Below are 16,228 nucleotides of genomic sequence, written 5' to 3'. Positions count from 1 at the left end.
TCTGCTCAGGTCCTGTGGGAGCGGGATTGCTCGCGAAGAGGCCGGCCCGGGCAGCGAGAGACTTACTGAATGATGAGGTTGTTGAACAACAAATCCTCAACCATCGGCTTGCCGGTCTCATCGTTCATCACTTGCTGAGTCTGCTTCAGGGCTTCCTGACGCAGCTTCTCCTTGGCTTCAACGTTGCTCATCGCTTCGGTCGTCTGCTGGGCAAACAACGCCACCAGCTGATTACGGATCAACGGCTCGTTGGCCTTCACTGCCTTGGTCGCCTCCTCACCGGTCACGCGCAATGCCACATCGGCCTTGTAGACCTTGAGCTTCGGCGTACCGTCCAGCCCATAGTTGCCCACGAACGGCGGGCTCAGGGTGATGTAATTGACCTTCGGAGCTTCACCTTCTTTGGCTTCTTCGGCCATCGCTGCCACAGGCAGAGACAGGGCCAGCAACAACATGATCCACGCTTTCACAATTCGCTCCTTATCCGGTTTGCGGCCTAGCATAACGACCCGCCGCTCAAGCACAAGCTTATGGCTGACTATCAGGGTCGGGCATGCTCGTTGACCCATCGACTCACACACCTACACTTATCGGCCATCACTCCCAAAGGAATAGCCCTGATGAAAGCCGTGCTGTGCAAAGCCTTCGGCCCTGCCGAATCGCTGGTGCTGGAAGACGTCGCCAGCCCTGTCGCGAAGAAGAATGAAATCCTGCTGGACGTGCATGCCGCCGGGGTGAATTTCCCGGACACGCTGATCATCGAGGGCAAATACCAGTTCAAGCCGCCCTTCCCTTTTTCCCCGGGTGGCGAAGCGGCCGGTGTGGTCAGTGCAGTGGGCGAAAAAGTCAGCCACCTCAAGGTCGGTGACCGGGTCATGGCCCTGACCGGCTGGGGCAGTTTCGCCGAGCAGGTCGCCGTGCCGGGCTACAACGTGCTGCCGATCCCGCCCTCGATGGACTTCAACACCGCCGCCGCGTTCAGCATGACTTACGGCACCTCGATGCACGCACTCAAGCAACGGGCCAACCTGCAACCGGGTGAAACCCTGCTGGTGCTCGGCGCTTCCGGCGGTGTTGGCCTGGCCGCCGTGGAAATCGGCAAAGCCATGGGCGCCCGCGTGATTGCCGCCGCCAGCAGCGCCGAAAAACTTGCGGTGGCCAAGGCAGCCGGCGCCGATGAACTGATCAACTACAGCGAAACCAGCCTCAAGGACGAAATCAAACGCCTGACCGACGGCCAGGGTGCCGACGTGATTTACGACCCGGTCGGCGGCGATCTGTTCGACCAGGCCATCCGCGCCATCGCCTGGAATGGCCGCTTGCTGGTGGTCGGTTTCGCCAGCGGACGCATTCCAGAACTACCGGTGAACCTGGCGCTGCTCAAGGGCGCGGCCGTAGTCGGCGTGTTCTGGGGTTCGTTTGCCCAACGCCAGCCGCAGGACAACGCGGCGAACTTCCAGCAGTTATTTGGCTGGTTTGCCGAGGGCAAACTGAGGCCGTTGGTTTCGCAGGTGTATCCGCTGAGCAATGCGGCGCAGGCGATCAATGATCTTGGCCAGCGCAAGGCGGTCGGGAAAGTGGTGGTACAGGTTCGCTGAACCTTAAAAAGCGGGCCGGATTGTCCGGGCCGCTTTTTCAGCACGCTTGAAATGCCTCATCAACCGCCGCCCAGGACCATTCCCATAACGCCCTTCACTTATACCTGTGCGACATGTTCATAAAGGAACACGCGACTGCCCACATTTCCGCTGTTTGGTCGATGCGAACCGGTGCTATTTTCGGTAACGAAACTGTAACATTCGCATCCGCAGTCAAAACAAGAAATCTGGAGCTCTTGAATGTTTGCTTTCTTTCGTCCTGCCGCACATCAGGCTCCATTGCCTGAAGAAAAAATAGACGACACCTATAAACGCCTCCGCTGGCAGATCTTCGCCGGGATTTTCATCGGGTATGCGGGTTACTACCTGCTGCGCAAGAACTTCACCCTGGCGTTCCCCGATCTGATCGCCCAAGGCTATACGAAGGGTCAACTGGGTGTGGCCATGTCGGCGATTGCCATCGCCTACGGTCTGTCCAAGTTTTTGATGGGCATCGTGTCCGACCGCTCCAACCCGCGTTACTTCCTGCCCTTCGGCCTGGTGGTCTCCGCCGGGGTGATGTTCGTTTTCGGTTTCGCGCCGTGGGCGACGTCCAGCGTGACCATGATGTTCATCCTGTTGTTCATCAACGGCTGGGCGCAAGGCATGGGCTGGCCGCCAAGTGGCCGCACCATGGTGCACTGGTGGTCGCAGAAAGAACGTGGCCAAGTGGTGTCGATCTGGAACACCGCGCATAACGTCGGCGGTGGCTTGATCGGCCCGCTGGCGATTCTCGGCATGGGCTGGTTCAACGACTGGCACAGCAAGTTCTACGTCCCGGCTGCGGTGGCGCTGCTCGTTGCCGTGTTTGCGTTCATTGTGATGCGCGACACGCCGCAATCGACAGGCCTGCCGCCGATCGAGAAGTACAAGAACGATTACCCGGAAGGCTACGACGCCAGCCACGAAGAAGAATTCAGCGCCAAGGACATCTTCGTCAAATACGTGCTGCGCAACAAAATGCTCTGGTTCATTGCCCTGGCTAACGTCTTCGTCTACCTGCTGCGCTACGGCATCCTGGACTGGGCACCGACTTACCTCAAAGAGGTCAAGCACTTCGACTTCGACAAGAGTTCGTGGGCGTATTTCCTCTATGAGTGGGCAGGCATTCCGGGCACGTTGCTGTGCGGCTGGATGTCGGACAAGGTTTTCCGTGGCAACCGTGGCCTGACCGGCATGGTGTTCATGGCGTTGGTGACCGTTGCAACGATCGTGTACTGGCTGAATCCGCCGGGTAACCCGATGGTCGACATGATCTCGCTGTTCGCGATCGGCTTCCTGATCTACGGCCCGGTGATGCTGGTGGGCTTGCAAGCGCTGGAACTGGTACCGAAAAAGGCCGCCGGTACTGCCGCGGGCTTTACCGGTCTGTTCGGTTACTTGGGCGGGTCAGTCGCGGCCAGTGCGCTGATGGGCTACACCGTGGACTACTTCGGCTGGGATGGCGGCTTCATCCTGTTGGTAGCCGCCTGCTTGCTGGCAATGGCGTTCCTGGCGCCCACGCTGGGGCACAAGCAAATCGCCAGTCAGACCCGCGAAGAAGCGATCGCCTGATCGGCTTTTGATTGGCAGCGCTTGAGCCGCGCCTCCAGATTCAGGTCTGGCATGGCGTGGCTACGCAGGGCGTTGGCGGTCTGCTCGACATAATCGCGAGTGGTGCCGTAACGCCCGCAAGCGTTTTCGAACACATGGCTCAGCACATGATCCGGCAAGTTGCCGGCATAGCTGGGCAAGTGTCGCTCCAACACAAATCCCAAGGCCTGAACCTGGCTTCCGTCTTCGAGACGGCAGTTGAGCCAGTGTGGCCGATAAGACGGGAACGGCATTTCGCGCTGCCAAAGCGCATAAAGCGAGGCTTCCAGTTGTTCTTCGGGCAAACGGTAAGCGAAGCCGCTGCAAGAACCGCCGCGATCCAGGCCAAAGACCAGACCAGGGACTTCCGGCGTGCCGCGATGTTCGTGGGACCACAGGTATAACCCGCGATGGTAGCCATGCACTCGGCCGCGCACTCGCTCCACCGCCGCACATTCAGGGCGCCAGATCAGCGAACCATAAGCGAATAACCAGACGGGCCCGCCCTTGTGTCGAGCCATGATCGACTGCATCGAGCTGAGTAATTGTTCGTGCGTAAGCTGCGGCCCCAGATCGAGCCGCGGAGGGTAAGCCAGATTCAAAAATGAAGATTCAATGGCGCTCATGGCGAATAGCGTTCAGCTCCCCGCGGATAAAGAATTACTAAATAGAACGCACCGCTGTAACAATAAGGCACATATGTTTTCAGGCAATTTAAGTGCCATGGCACAGTTCTTAAATAATTGCCTTCCTTGGATATAACCTACCGGCATTTATATAAATTTATAAATACCGATCGGCTATATAGGGAGTTATAACGATTAGAATCGCGGATCAAGATCGTGGATCAAGATCGCGGCGCGTACGCAAAGACGTCGGCACGCATTTGATGGGCATCCATCCCCGCTTCAACCAACGCATCCAGCGTGCCGTAGACCATGGCCGGTGAGCCGCTGGCATATACGTGCAGCGCTTTCAGATCAGGGAAGTCCTCACACACTGCCTCATGCAACATGCCGCAACGCCCCTGCCAGCCGCATTGATCGCTGACGACTTTATGCAGGAACAGATTGGGCAGTTTCAGCCACTCATCCCAATGTTCGATTTCATAAAAGTCTTCAGGCCGACGCACCCCCCAATACAGATGCACCGGATGTTTAAAACCCGCGGCCCGGCAATGTTCGATCAGGCTGTGGATCTGGCCCATGCCGGTGCCAGCGGCAATCAGCACCAGCGGACCGTCCGGCAGTTCCGCCAGATGGGTATCGCCGAACGGCATCTCGATCCGCACCATCGGGTTGCGTTGCAGTTGTTCGATCAGGCTCAGCGCACTGCTTTCGCGCGCCAACACATGAATTTCCAGGTCGCGGCCGGAATGCGGTGCCGAGGCCAGGGAGAAGGCGGATTTCTCGCCGTTTTCACGTTCGATCATCAAATACTGGCCAGCGTGATAACGCGGTGGCTTGCCGGCTGGCGCCCGCAGATGCACGCGAAAGGTATCGCCGCCGACGTCCCTGCATTCAATGACCTGACACGAAAAGCTGCGCACCGGCAGTTCTCCCAGCGCGAGCACGCCATCCCACAGCACGATGCAGTCTTCCAGCGGCTCTGCTATGCAAGTGTAGAACTCGCCATGGTCACGCACACCGCCGTCCTGTTCGACCCGGCCTTCCACCAGCAACGCCGCGCACACGTGGCAATTGCCGTTACGACAGCTTTGCGGGCATTCATAGCCCAGGCGCCGCGCGCCATCGAGAATACGCTCGCCGGGCAGAATCTCTAGCACTGCTCCGGAAGGCTGCAAGGTTACACGCATCAATCTATTCCTAACTGATTCCAGATGGCATCGATCCGTTGGGTCACGGCGTCGTCCTTGACGATCACCCGGCCCCACTCGCGAGTGGTTTCGCCCGGCCATTTATGCGTGGCATCGAGCCCCATCTTCGAACCAAGGCCGGAGACCGGCGAGGCGAAGTCGAGGTAGTCGATCGGCGTGTTGTCGATCATCACCGTGTCGCGCTTGGGGTCCATGCGCGTGGTGATGGCCCAGATCACGTCGTTCCAGTCTCGCGCATTGATATCGTCGTCTGTGACGATAACGAACTTGGTGTACATGAACTGTCGCAAAAACGACCAGACACCGAGCATTACCCGCTTGGCGTGGCCCGGATACGACTTCTTCATGGTCACGATGGCCATGCGGTACGAGCAACCTTCCGGCGGCAAGTAGAAGTCGGTGATTTCCGGGAACTGCTTCTGCAGGATCGGCACGAACACTTCGTTCAGCGCCACGCCGAGAATCGCCGGTTCATCCGGCGGACGGCCGGTGTAGGTGCTGTGGTAGATCGGTTTGATCCGATGGGTAATGCGCTCGACGGTGAACACCGGAAAGCTGTCGACTTCGTTGTAGTAGCCAGTGTGGTCGCCGTAAGGGCCTTCGTCGGCCATCTCGCCCGGATGGATCACGCCTTCAAGGATGATCTCGGCGGTGGCCGGCACTTGCAGGTCGTTGCCGCGGCACTTCACCAGTTCGGTGCGGTTGCCGCGCAGCAGACCGGCGAAGGCGTATTCGGAGAGGCTGTCCGGTACCGGCGTCACGGCGCCAAGGATGGTCGCCGGGTCAGCGCCCAGGGCCACGGAGACCGGGAACGGCTGGCCGGGATGCTTTTCGCACCACTCACGGTAATCCAGCGCGCCGCCCCGGTGGCTCAGCCAGCGCATGATGACCTTGTTGCGGCCAATCACTTGCTGACGGTAGATACCGAGGTTCTGGCGGTCTTTGTTCGGACCTTTGGTGACGGTCAGGCCCCAGGTGATCAGCGGGCCGACGTCGCCGGGCCAGCAGGTCTGCACCGGCAGCATCGCCAGATCGACGTCGTCGCCTTCGATGACCACTTCCTGGCACACCGCGTCTTTCACGACTTTCGGCGCCATCGCAATGATCTTGCGGAAGATCGGCAGCTTGGACCAGGCGTCTTTCAAGCCCTTCGGCGGCTCGGGCTCTTTGAGGAAGGCCAGCAGCTTGCCGATCTCGCGCAGCTCGCTGACCGCCTCGGCGCCCATGCCCATCGCCACCCGCTCGGGGGTGCCGAACAGGTTGCCGAGCACCGGAATGTCGTAGCCGGTCGGGTTTTCGAACAGCAGCGCCGGGCCTTTTGCCCGAAGCGTGCGATCACAGACTTCGGTCATCTCCAGCACTGGAGAGACGGGGATCTGGATGCGTTTCAACTCTCCGCGCTGCTCAAGCTGCTGCACGAAATCCCGAAGATCCTTGAATTTCATTGACGATGGCACCCCTAAAATAGGCGTACATCCTACCTGCTCTGCCGCCCGCTGGCAGCTTATCGCTGCTTACTTGGCCGCATTTGCGTTGCCATTGCCCAGTGTCGTGCGGGCTTGCAAGCGCTTGAACAGCGGCTCAAGCACCGGCGCGATAAAGCGCGCACCGACTTCCGACAGGTGATTGTCGTCGGTATACAGCGAATGACCGTCGAGTTCGGCGCGGCACAGGCCCGCGTGATCGCACAGCAATGGCGCCGGATCAACCACGGTCACGCCGGGGTTCGCCGCCGCTATCTGCGCGAACAGTTGGCTGATGAACGCCTGGCGCTTGAAGTGCTCAGCCACTGCTAATCCGACGTCATCGGTCGGACGATGCAGCATGGCCAGGCGGCTGAGGCGGTAAGGCGGGCTGAAGGGTTGCAACGGCGCTTCCTTGATCAGCCAGACGCGATGCCCGCCATTGCGCAATTGCCGGATGGTCGCCTGTAACCCTTCCGCCAGTTGCTGCTCGGCATTGGCCCTTTCATAACGACCATGGGCATCTTTCAGTGCATGCCCGAGATCGCCTTTCGCATCACCATAGAGATACAGGCTCCAGCGCGCGACAAGCACCACATCGCCCACCGACTGCGGCTTCAACTCCTGCTCGACCCGGCGATTGAAACGGGCGCACCGTTGATCGTGCTCAAGCCCTTCCACCGGGAGGCAGCCCGTGGAGCTGGCGAGAATCACGCTGACGCCATGCTTCTGCGCCCCCTCATCGAATACCGGAATCAGCGCGGTGGCGTGACTGTCGCCCCAGACCAGCACCCGTGACGACAACGCCGGCGCCCCGTAGTGACAGAAGAGCTTGTCGTCAGGGGTTTTGTCGTCGGCTAAACAGCGCATCAGTTCCGGACGCCATTCCTTCGCCTTGGCGTACTGCAACGCTTGATCGGACAGGCGCGAAGGCAAGCCATGGGTCCAGCGCAACGTTTGCCCGGCCAGCCCCAGCACCAGTACACCGACGCCCGCCGCCACCAGCATCTGCCGACGCCCCGCCAGCAGCCGTCGTTCACGGAACGGCGTCTCGACAAATTTCCACGACAAGTAGCCCAGCACCAGGGTGAGCAGAATCAAGCCGGCAATATCAAACGGGCCGGGCTCCTCGACACTGGCGTAACTGGCGAAGACAAACACCGGCCAATGCCACAGGTACCAGGAATAGGAAATCAGCCCGACGCCGACCAGTACGCGACTGGCCAGCAGCCCACCCACCAGGGTCTGCCGATGGCCGTTGGCCCAGATCAGTGCAACCACGCCCAAGGTCGGCAACAACGCCGCGACACCGGGAAATGGCGTGCTTTTGTCGTAACCTACTATCGCCAGCAGAATCAACCCGAACCCGGCCAGGCTGACCACTTGAGCCCCGGCGGTGGTCAGGCGCCATTGGCTTCTGGGCGCCACGGCCAGCATGGCGCCGGCCAACAACTCCCAGGCGCGCATCGGCAACAGGAAAAACGCTTTCTCAGGGTGATGCGCAACGGCCCACACACTGAGCCCGAAAGACACCAGCAATACGGCGAACAGCGCCAGACGCCAGGCTTTCAGGCGACTCGACAACAGCGTCAGCAACAGCGGGAAAACGATATAGAACTGCTCTTCAACCGCCAGCGACCAGGTATGCAGCAACGGCTTGAGGTCGGAAGCAACGTCAAAGTAGCCGTCCTGACGCATGAACAGGATGTTGGAGACAAACATCACCTGGTAACGCACCGAGCGCCCCAGTTCTTCATAGTCCTTGGGCGCTAACAGAAACCAGCCCACCGCCAGCACGGCAATGATCATGGCAAACAGCGCGGGGAGGATTCGCCGGGCACGGCGGGCCCAGAAGTCGACAAAGCTGAAACGCCCGGCCTGACGCTGGTTCCAGATGATCGAGGTGATCAGGTAGCCGGAAATCACAAAGAAGATGTCCACGCCGACGAACCCGCCGGTAAACCCTGGAACGCCAAAATGGAACAGCACCACGGCAATCACGGCGATTGCGCGTAAACCGTCGATATCCCTTCGATAAGCAAGCGTGCTCATAAACAGTAAGGCCAGTCAGTTGATTGTTTTTACGATCGTTTTTTTGTTTTCTAACTGACCGGAGTTAATCACAAACCTCCCATTTTTCTGGCAAAAAAAATGGCGCCCCGAAGGACGCCATTTTAAGCGGATGTAAAAACCGCCTTACTTGCGCTTCATCGACAAGAAGAACTCGTCGTTGGTCTTGGTCGTTTTCAGCTTGTCGACCAGGAACTCGATGGCCGCAATTTCGTCCATCGGGTGCAGCAGCTTGCGCAGAATCCACATGCGCTGCAACTCGTCGTCGGCCGTCAGCAACTCTTCGCGGCGGGTGCCGGAACGGTTGATATTGATGGCCGGGAACACGCGTTTTTCAGCGATACGACGGTCCAGAGGCAGTTCCATGTTGCCGGTGCCTTTGAATTCTTCGTAGATCACTTCGTCCATCTTCGAGCCGGTTTCAACCAGCGCGGTGGCGATGATGGTCAGCGAACCGCCTTCCTCGATGTTCCGCGCGGCGCCGAAGAAACGTTTCGGTTTCTCCAGTGCGTGGGCATCGACACCACCGGTGAGTACTTTGCCGGAGCTCGGGATCACGGTGTTGTAGGCACGAGCCAGACGGGTGATGGAATCGAGCAGGATCACCACGTCTTTCTTGTGTTCGACCAGGCGCTTGGCCTTCTCGATCACCATTTCTGCAACCTGCACGTGGCGGGTTGGCGGCTCATCGAACGTCGAGGCAACCACTTCGCCGCGCACGGTGCGCTGCATTTCGGTCACTTCTTCCGGACGTTCATCGATCAGCAATACGATCAGGTGAACTTCAGGGTTGTTACGAGCGATGTTGGCGGCGATATTCTGCAGCATGATCGTTTTACCGGCTTTCGGCGGTGCAACGATCAGACCGCGCTGGCCTTTGCCGATCGGGGCGCACAGGTCGATGACACGACCGGTCAAGTCTTCGGTGGAACCGTTGCCGGCTTCCATCTTCATGCGCACGGTCGGGAACAGCGGGGTCAGGTTCTCGAAGAGAATCTTGTTTTTCGCGTTCTCGGGACGATCGTAGTTGATCGTGTCGACCTTGAGCAGCGCGAAATAACGCTCGCCTTCCTTCGGAGGGCGGATCTTGCCAACGATGGTGTCACCGGTGCGCAAGTTGAAGCGACGGATCTGGCTCGGCGAGACGTAGATATCGTCTGGGCCGGCGAGATAGGAAGCGTCAGCGGAGCGCAGGAAGCCGAAGCCGTCCTGGAGAATCTCCAGCACGCCATCACCGGAGATTTCCTCGCCGCTTTTCGCGTGCTTTTTGAGCAGGGAGAAAATCACGTCCTGCTTGCGCGAACGGGCCATATTTTCTATGCCCATCTGTTCGGCCAATTCGAGCAGTTCGGTAATCGGCTTTTGCTTGAGTTCAGTCAGATTCATATAGGAATGACGTAATCATTTATGGAGGGGGGAAATTAAGCTTTTGGCTTAATGAGGCCGCGCCGCAGAGAAGGCGACAGGATCGCGTACTTATTCGAAAAGGAGTGCGTCGGCGACGGCTAGCAGGGGGCAATGGAGAAACCAGTGCGGGGCCGAATGTACCACCTGAGTTTCGGAGCGTCTAGCCCTCAATAACGAAAAGGCCCCGCAATATGCGGGGCCTTTTCCTGACGCTTTATAACAACGCTTAAATGTTGGCGTCGAGGAAGGCCGCCAGTTGCGACTTCGACAGTGCCCCGACCTTGGTCGCTTCAACGTTGCCGTTCTTGAACAGCATCAGAGTCGGGATACCACGCACGCCATGCTTGGCCGGGGTTTCCTGGTTCTCGTCGATGTTCAGCTTGGCAACGGTCAGTTTGCCTTTGTAGGTTTCAGCAATTTCGTCCAGGACAGGAGCGATCATTTTGCAAGGGCCGCACCATTCAGCCCAGTAGTCGACCAGTACAGCGCCTTCGGCCTTGAGGACGTCGACGTCGAAGCTAGCGTCGGTGACGTGTTTGATAAGATCGCTGCTCATGGAAGTCTCCAGGTTGTAAGCAAAAAAACGTGGCCCATCATAGCCGCCCTTCCCTCGTTCAGGAAGGTGCAGTTGATTGAGTCTCGCTATGGTGGCGCATGACTTTGGGTATAGCTCAAGTCACGGGGTGGCGGGAGCGACGAAGGCAATTCCGGTACGCAGGGCTGCATTGCGTACATGTTCCTGCATGGCTTTCTGCGCCGCGCCGGACGAACGCCGGGCTAGCGCACGGAGGATTTTGCGGTGTTCCTGCCAGGTTTCCATGGCGCGTTCGGCCCGGATGAACGGTAGCTTCTGGCTCTCCAAAAAGATGTCGGCGCTGGCCGTGAGGATGCTCAGCATCGCCTGATTACCGCTGGCCAGCAGGATGCGTCGGTGAAAATCGAAATCCAGTCGTGCCGCCGCCTCGAAGTCGCCTGCCTTCAATTCGTTGCGCATGGCGGCCACGTTGTCTTCCAGCGTATCGAGCTCGTGAGTGCTCAGGGTCACCGCGGCCAAACCGGCGGCAAAACCTTCCAGGGCATAACGCAACTGGAAAATATCCAACGGCGATGCCTGCGCTGCGAAGGGCCAGCTCAGTGCCGCATCGCCGCGCGGCAAATCCATCGGCGACTGCACGAATACGCCCTTGCCCGGCTGAATGCTGATCACGCCCAACGCACTCAACGACGACAGCGCCTCACGCAGGGACGCCCGACTCACCCCCAATTGCACCGCCAGATCTCGCTGCGAAGGCAAGGCATCGCCCGGCGCGAAACCCTGTTCGGTGATCAGTTTACGGATGGCTTGCAGCGCCACTTCAGGTACGGCTCTGGAAATCGAATTCATGGTTTTTTCAGACGAACCAGGACAATGAGCGGCTAGTTGTAAAGCTATTCGCAGCCCTCGGCAAGTCGTGCCCCATGGGGGTTCGGCACGTTTCACGGATGCGCCATGAGGGTGCGAAACGCCCATTCACTGTTCAGACCAGTAAGACCGAAAGAATCCAGTAAAACCGTGGCCTGCGGCCCCCAAATCCGCTTCTTGGCATGGCCCGTGCTCTGTCGATCCGCAGAATTCATTCCTCGTCGATTCGGAGATTCGCCATGACCCTGCGTTACAGCGCCCTTCTCACTGCCCTGTTTGCCAGCCTGATGTTGAGCCAGGCACCCGCTCACGCCGACGGCCTGGAGGATGTAGTCAAACGCGGCGTCCTCAAGGTCGCCGTGCCTCAGGACTTTCCGCCGTTCGGCTCGGTCGGCCCGGACATGAAACCCCGCGGCCTCGACATCGACACCGCCAAACTGCTGGCCGAGCAACTCAAGGTCAAACTTGAACTGACCCCGGTCAACAGCACCAACCGCATTCCATTCCTGACCACCGGCAAGGTCGACCTGGTGATCTCCAGCCTGGGCAAGAACCCCGAGCGCGAGAAAGTCATCGACTTCTCCAGCGCCTATGCGCCGTTCTACCTCGCCGTGTTCGGTCCGCCAGATGCCGACATCAAAGGCCTGGACGACCTCAAGGGTAAAACCGTCAGCGTCACCCGGGGCGCCATCGAAGACATCGAGCTGACCAAAGTCGCTCCCGAAGGTGTGACCATCAAACGCTTCGAAGACAACAACTCGACCATTGCCGCCTACATCGCCGAGCAAGTCGACCTCATCGCCAGCGGCAACGTGGTGATGGTCGCGATCAGCGAGAAGAACCCTAAACGCATTCCAGCGTTGAAAGTGAAGCTCAAGGACTCGCCGGTCTATGTCGGCGTGAACAAGAACGAGCCGGCGCTGTTAGGCAAGGTCAATCAGATCCTCGCCACCGCCAAAACCGACGGCGCACTGGAGAAAAACTCCCAGACCTGGCTGAAAGAGCCATTGCCGGCCGACCTCTGATCGTCGCTCGGGAGATTTGATATGGCCTATCAGTTCGACTTTCTGCCGGTGGTGCAAAACACCGATCTGCTACTGCGCGGCGCCTTGTTCACCCTTGAACTGACGGCCATCGGCGCGGTGCTGGGTGTGGGGCTGGGCATCGTCGGGGCGCTGGTGCGGGCGTGGAACATTCGCCCGTTTTCGGCGATCTTCGGGGTCTACGTCGAGTTGATCCGCAATACGCCGTTTCTGGTGCAGCTGTTTTTCATTTTCTTCGGCTTGCCGTCGCTGGGGGTACAGATTTCCGAATGGCAGGCGGCGGTGCTGGCGATGGTGATCAACCTCGGTGCCTACTCGACCGAAATCATTCGCGCCGGTATCCAGGCGATCCCCCGAGGACAGCTGGAAGCCGCTGCGGCCTTGGCGATGAGTCGATTCGAAGCGTTCCGCCACGTGGTGCTGCTGCCAGCGCTGGGCAAGGTCTGGCCGGCCCTGAGCAGCCAGATCATCATCGTCATGCTCGGCTCGGCGGTCTGTTCGCAAATCGCCACCGAAGAATTGAGCTTTGCCGCCAACTTCATTCAGTCGCGCAACTTCCGCGCCTTTGAAACCTATGCCCTGACCACGCTGCTGTACCTGTGCATGGCGCTGCTGATCCGCCAACTGCTGAACTGGATCGGCCGCCGCTACATCTCGAGGAGCAGCCAATGAGCGATTTCACCTTCTGGGACGTCGTGCGCAACCTGCTCACCGGCCTGCAGTGGACCCTGGCGTTATCGCTGGTGGCGTTTATCGGCGGCGGGCTGATCGGCTTGCTGATCATGGTCATGCGCATCTCGAAAAAGCCTCTGCCGCGTAACATTGCCCGCACTTACATCGAGCTGTTCCAGGGTACGCCGCTGTTGATGCAGCTGTTTCTGGTGTTTTTCGGCGTGGCGCTGGCCGGTGTGGAGATTTCGCCGTGGATGGCGGCGGCGCTAGCCCTGACGCTGTTTACCAGCGCCTATCTGGCGGAGATCTGGCGCGGCTGCGTCGATTCGATTCCCAATGGTCAGTGGGAAGCCTCGTCAAGCCTGGCGCTCAACCCGCTGGAGCAACTGCGCTACGTGATTCTGCCGCAAGCGCTGCGGATCGCCGTGGCACCCACCGTGGGCTTCTCGGTGCAAGTGGTCAAAGGCACCGCCGTGACCTCGATCATCGGTTTCACCGAACTGACCAAGACCGGCGGCATGCTCGCCAACGCGACGTTCGAACCCTTCATGGTCTACGGCCTCGTCGCCCTCGGCTACTTCCTGCTTTGCTACCCCTTGTCCCTCAGTGCGCGCTACCTGGAAAGGAGACTGCATGCCTCTGCTTAGAATTTCCGCCCTGCATAAATATTACGGCGACCACCATGTGCTCAAAGGCATCGACCTGAGCGTCGAGGAAGGCCAGGTGGTGGCGATCATCGGCCGCAGCGGCTCGGGCAAATCCACCTTGCTGCGCACCCTCAACGGCCTGGAGTCGATCAACGACGGCGTAATTGAGGTCGACGGCGAATACCTCGATGCCGCTCGCGCCGATTTGCGGACCTTGCGGCAGAAAGTCGGGATGGTGTTCCAGCAGTTCAACCTGTTCCCGCACCTGACCGTGGGCGAGAACGTGATGCTCGCGCCGCAAGTGGTGCAGAAAGTGCCGAAGGCCAAAGCGGTCGAGCTGGCGCGGGAGATGCTGGAGCGGGTCGGGCTGGGCGAGAAGTTTGATGCCTTCCCGGACCGGCTGTCGGGCGGGCAGCAGCAGCGCGTAGCGATTGCCCGGGCGTTGGCAATGTCTCCCAAAGTCTTGCTGTGCGACGAAATCACGTCAGCGCTGGACCCGGAATTGGTCAATGAAGTGCTGAGCGTGGTCCGGCAACTGGCCAAGGAAGGCATGACACTGATCATGGTCACCCATGAAATGCGCTTTGCCCGGGAGGTTGGGGATAAGTTGGTGTTCATGCATCAGGGCAAGGTGCATGAGGTGGGGGATCCGAAGATTCTGTTTGCGAACCCGCAGACGGCGGAGCTGGCGAACTTCATCGGCACAGTTGAAGCAGCAGGCTAACCCTTTTGTGGCGAGGGAGCTTGCTCCCGCTGGGCTGCGCAGCGGCCCTAAAAACTATCACCTCGTTTTCACTGGATCGCATGTGCAGGTTTTGCGACTGCTGCGCAGTCGAGCGGGAGCAAGCTCCCTCGCCACAGGAACTCATGCCGTCCGTGCTCTGGATCAAGGCTTTGAACGCTGCGCGTTGGCGGCAGCGTTTGATCGTGGCAGGATGTCGAGGTTATCGACCGAGACCCCATGACCATGCCGCAATCCCAAGCCAAGAATCTGTCCCTGATCGCCGCAATCGACCTGGGCTCCAACAGCTTTCACATGGTCGTGGCCAAGGCCCAGAACGGCGAAATCCGTATTCTCGAGCGCCTCGGGGAGAAAGTTCAGCTGGCCGCCGGCATCGACGAAGAGCGTCAGCTCAACGAAGAATCCATGCAGCGCGGGCTCGATTGCCTGAAGCGTTTTGCCCAACTGATCAACGGTATGCCGCCCGGTGCCGTGCGGATCGTCGGCACCAACGCCCTGCGTGAAGCCCGCAACCGCGGTGAATTCATCCGCCGCGCCGAAGAAATCCTCGGCCACTCGGTGGAAGTCATCTCCGGCCGTGAAGAAGCGCGCCTGATCTACCTCGGCGTGTCCCACACCCTCGCCGACACCCCGGGCAAACGCCTGGTGGCCGACATCGGCGGCGGCAGTACCGAATTCATTATCGGCCAGCGCTTCGAACCGCTGCTGCGCGAAAGCCTGCAGATGGGCTGCGTCAGTTATACCCAGCGTTATTTCAAGGATGGCAAGATCACCCCGGCCCGCTACGCCCAGGCGTACACCGCAGCGCGGCTGGAGATCATGAGCATCGAACACGCGCTGCATCGCCTGACCTGGGATGAAGCCATCGGCTCCTCGGGCACCATCCGCGCCATCGGCCTGGCGCTGAAGGCGGGCGGTCATGGCACGGGCGAGGTCAACGCCGAAGGCCTGGCCTGGCTCAAGCGCAAACTGATGAAGCTGGGCGATGTCGAGAAAATCGACTTCGAAGGCATCAAGCCCGACCGCCGCGCGATTTTCCCCGCCGGCCTGGCGATTCTCGAAGCGATCTTCGACGCCCTAGAACTGCAACGCATGGACCACTGTGAAGGCGCCCTGCGCGAAGGCGTGCTCTATGACCTACTGGGCCGTCATCACCATGAAGACGTCCGTGAGCGCACGCTCAGCTCGTTGATGGAGCGTTATCACGTCGATCTGGAACAAGCGGCGCGGGTCGAGCGCAAAGCCCTGCATGCCTTCGATCAGGTGGCCAAGGATTGGGAACTGGATGACGGCGTCTGGCGCGAACTGCTCGGCTGGGCGGCCAAGGTCCATGAAGTGGGCCTGGACATCGCTCACTATCAGTACCACAAGCACGGCGCTTACCTGATCGAGCACTCGGACCTGGCCGGGTTCTCCCGTGAAGACCAACTGATGCTCGCGTTGTTGGTGCGCGGTCACCGACGCAACATTCCCCGGGACCGGTTTGCCGATTTCGGCGAGGACGGGATCAAGCTGATTCGTCTGTGCGTGCTGCTGCGCTTTGCGATCCTGTTCCATCACATCCGTGGCACCCAGGAAATGCCGCAGGTCGTCTTGCACGCCAAACGCGACAGCCTCGATGTGTTGTTCCCTGAAAACTGGCTGGACGAAAACCAACTGACCCAAGCCGACTTCGCTCTCGAAGCGGAATGGCTCACCCGAGTCAGCTTCACGCTGAACGTGCGCTAAAAACCGCA

At 59.6% G+C, this 16,228-nt stretch carries 15 protein-coding genes; 7 read left to right on the top strand and 8 right to left on the bottom strand.

Features of this window, described 5'->3' with window-relative positions; translation table 11 throughout:
- Window positions 1-62: 62 nt before the first annotated feature.
- The gene (locus tag AB4N91_RS28180) at window positions 63-470 is read right to left on the bottom strand and encodes a flagellar basal body-associated protein FliL (protein WP_010465012.1); all 408 of its coding nucleotides are present in this window, start codon (window positions 468-470) and stop codon (window positions 63-65) included.
- A 150-nt stretch (window positions 471-620) separates the two neighbouring features.
- Between AB4N91_RS28180 and AB4N91_RS28175 the strand changes: the two genes are divergently transcribed.
- Window positions 621-1,598: an NADPH:quinone oxidoreductase family protein gene (locus tag AB4N91_RS28175; RefSeq protein ID WP_010465014.1), complete on the top strand. Its 978-nt coding sequence runs from the start codon at window positions 621-623 to the stop codon at window positions 1,596-1,598.
- A gap of 240 nt (window positions 1,599-1,838) precedes the next feature.
- Window positions 1,839-3,191 carry a glycerol-3-phosphate transporter gene (gene glpT / locus AB4N91_RS28170; RefSeq protein WP_010465017.1) on the top strand — a complete coding sequence of 451 codons (1,353 nt, stop codon included), beginning with the start codon at window positions 1,839-1,841 and terminating at the stop codon, window positions 3,189-3,191.
- Here glpT and AB4N91_RS28165 read toward each other — a convergent pair.
- The 7 genes from AB4N91_RS28165 to AB4N91_RS28135 form a co-directional block, all read right to left on the bottom strand.
- On the bottom strand, window positions 3,164-3,835 hold the full coding sequence (locus AB4N91_RS28165; protein ID WP_460111958.1) for a gamma-glutamylcyclotransferase: 672 nt from the start codon (window positions 3,833-3,835) through the stop codon (window positions 3,164-3,166). The genes glpT and AB4N91_RS28165 overlap by 28 nt on opposite strands.
- Before the next feature lie 221 nt (window positions 3,836-4,056).
- On the bottom strand, window positions 4,057-5,025 hold the full coding sequence (locus tag AB4N91_RS28160; protein WP_010465021.1) for a CDP-6-deoxy-delta-3,4-glucoseen reductase: 969 nt from the start codon (window positions 5,023-5,025) through the stop codon (window positions 4,057-4,059).
- Complete coding sequence (gene ubiD / locus AB4N91_RS28155) at window positions 5,025-6,491, bottom strand: 4-hydroxy-3-polyprenylbenzoate decarboxylase (protein ID WP_007942423.1); 1,467 nt, start codon at window positions 6,489-6,491, stop codon at window positions 5,025-5,027. Before ubiD ends, AB4N91_RS28160 begins: the two co-directional genes overlap by 1 nt.
- A 69-nt stretch (window positions 6,492-6,560) precedes the next feature.
- Window positions 6,561-8,561 (bottom strand): acyltransferase family protein, encoded by a 2,001-nt coding sequence (locus tag AB4N91_RS28150; RefSeq protein WP_458725914.1) that lies wholly within the window; start codon window positions 8,559-8,561, stop codon window positions 6,561-6,563.
- A 144-nt stretch (window positions 8,562-8,705) separates the two neighbouring features.
- On the bottom strand, window positions 8,706-9,965 hold the full coding sequence (gene rho / locus AB4N91_RS28145) for a transcription termination factor Rho (protein ID WP_007942421.1): 1,260 nt from the start codon (window positions 9,963-9,965) through the stop codon (window positions 8,706-8,708).
- A gap of 247 nt (window positions 9,966-10,212) precedes the next feature.
- Window positions 10,213-10,542, bottom strand: coding sequence for a thioredoxin TrxA (gene trxA / locus AB4N91_RS28140; RefSeq protein WP_008150340.1), 330 nt, complete (start codon window positions 10,540-10,542; stop codon window positions 10,213-10,215).
- Between the two features lie 120 nt (window positions 10,543-10,662).
- Window positions 10,663-11,370, bottom strand: coding sequence for a FadR/GntR family transcriptional regulator (locus tag AB4N91_RS28135; protein ID WP_154913172.1), 708 nt, complete (start codon window positions 11,368-11,370; stop codon window positions 10,663-10,665).
- Window positions 11,371-11,627: 257 nt separating this feature from the next.
- On the opposite strand from AB4N91_RS28135, the gene AB4N91_RS28130 reads away from it, so the two are divergent.
- From AB4N91_RS28130 to ppx, 5 genes are all read left to right on the top strand, one after another.
- Window positions 11,628-12,413 (top strand): transporter substrate-binding domain-containing protein, encoded by a 786-nt coding sequence (locus AB4N91_RS28130; protein WP_154913174.1) that lies wholly within the window; start codon window positions 11,628-11,630, stop codon window positions 12,411-12,413.
- Between the two features lie 21 nt (window positions 12,414-12,434).
- Window positions 12,435-13,103, top strand: a complete 669-nt coding sequence (locus tag AB4N91_RS28125; protein WP_010465033.1) for an amino acid ABC transporter permease — start codon at window positions 12,435-12,437, stop codon at window positions 13,101-13,103.
- Window positions 13,100-13,750: an amino acid ABC transporter permease gene (locus AB4N91_RS28120; RefSeq protein ID WP_010465035.1), complete on the top strand. Its 651-nt coding sequence runs from the start codon at window positions 13,100-13,102 to the stop codon at window positions 13,748-13,750. The genes AB4N91_RS28125 and AB4N91_RS28120 overlap by 4 nt, the downstream gene beginning before the upstream one ends.
- The gene (locus AB4N91_RS28115; protein ID WP_010465037.1) at window positions 13,737-14,474 is read left to right on the top strand and encodes an amino acid ABC transporter ATP-binding protein; all 738 of its coding nucleotides are present in this window, start codon (window positions 13,737-13,739) and stop codon (window positions 14,472-14,474) included. The genes AB4N91_RS28120 and AB4N91_RS28115 overlap by 14 nt, the downstream gene beginning before the upstream one ends.
- A gap of 243 nt (window positions 14,475-14,717) precedes the next feature.
- Window positions 14,718-16,220, top strand: coding sequence for an exopolyphosphatase (gene ppx / locus AB4N91_RS28110; protein WP_010465038.1), 1,503 nt, complete (start codon window positions 14,718-14,720; stop codon window positions 16,218-16,220).
- Window positions 16,221-16,228: the final 8 nt, after the last annotated feature.

This window comes from Pseudomonas sp. H3_D04 (assembly GCF_054669175.1).
This window is presented reverse-complemented; position numbering and strand designations above follow the sequence as displayed.

Excerpts from the sequence above, each read along its gene's own strand:
- AB4N91_RS28130 (WP_154913174.1), top strand. The coding sequence starts at position 11,628 with ATGACCCTGCGTTACAGCGCCCTTCTCACTGCCCTGTTTGCCAGCCTG.
- AB4N91_RS28165 (WP_460111958.1), bottom strand. The coding sequence starts at position 3,835 with ATGAGCGCCATTGAATCTTCATTTTTGAATCTGGCTTACCCTCCGCGG.
- AB4N91_RS28125 (WP_010465033.1), top strand. The coding sequence starts at position 12,435 with ATGGCCTATCAGTTCGACTTTCTGCCGGTGGTGCAAAACACCGATCTG.
- AB4N91_RS28160 (WP_010465021.1), bottom strand. The coding sequence starts at position 5,025 with ATGCGTGTAACCTTGCAGCCTTCCGGAGCAGTGCTAGAGATTCTGCCC.
- glpT (WP_010465017.1), top strand. The coding sequence starts at position 1,839 with ATGTTTGCTTTCTTTCGTCCTGCCGCACATCAGGCTCCATTGCCTGAA.
- trxA (WP_008150340.1), bottom strand. The coding sequence starts at position 10,542 with ATGAGCAGCGATCTTATCAAACACGTCACCGACGCTAGCTTCGACGTC.
- AB4N91_RS28115 (WP_010465037.1), top strand. The coding sequence starts at position 13,737 with ATGCCTCTGCTTAGAATTTCCGCCCTGCATAAATATTACGGCGACCAC.
- AB4N91_RS28120 (WP_010465035.1), top strand. The coding sequence starts at position 13,100 with ATGAGCGATTTCACCTTCTGGGACGTCGTGCGCAACCTGCTCACCGGC.
- AB4N91_RS28175 (WP_010465014.1), top strand. The coding sequence starts at position 621 with ATGAAAGCCGTGCTGTGCAAAGCCTTCGGCCCTGCCGAATCGCTGGTG.
- AB4N91_RS28150 (WP_458725914.1), bottom strand. The coding sequence starts at position 8,561 with ATGAGCACGCTTGCTTATCGAAGGGATATCGACGGTTTACGCGCAATC.
- ppx (WP_010465038.1), top strand. The coding sequence starts at position 14,718 with ATGCCGCAATCCCAAGCCAAGAATCTGTCCCTGATCGCCGCAATCGAC.
- AB4N91_RS28135 (WP_154913172.1), bottom strand. The coding sequence starts at position 11,370 with ATGAATTCGATTTCCAGAGCCGTACCTGAAGTGGCGCTGCAAGCCATC.
- rho (WP_007942421.1), bottom strand. The coding sequence starts at position 9,965 with ATGAATCTGACTGAACTCAAGCAAAAGCCGATTACCGAACTGCTCGAA.
- ubiD (WP_007942423.1), bottom strand. The coding sequence starts at position 6,491 with ATGAAATTCAAGGATCTTCGGGATTTCGTGCAGCAGCTTGAGCAGCGC.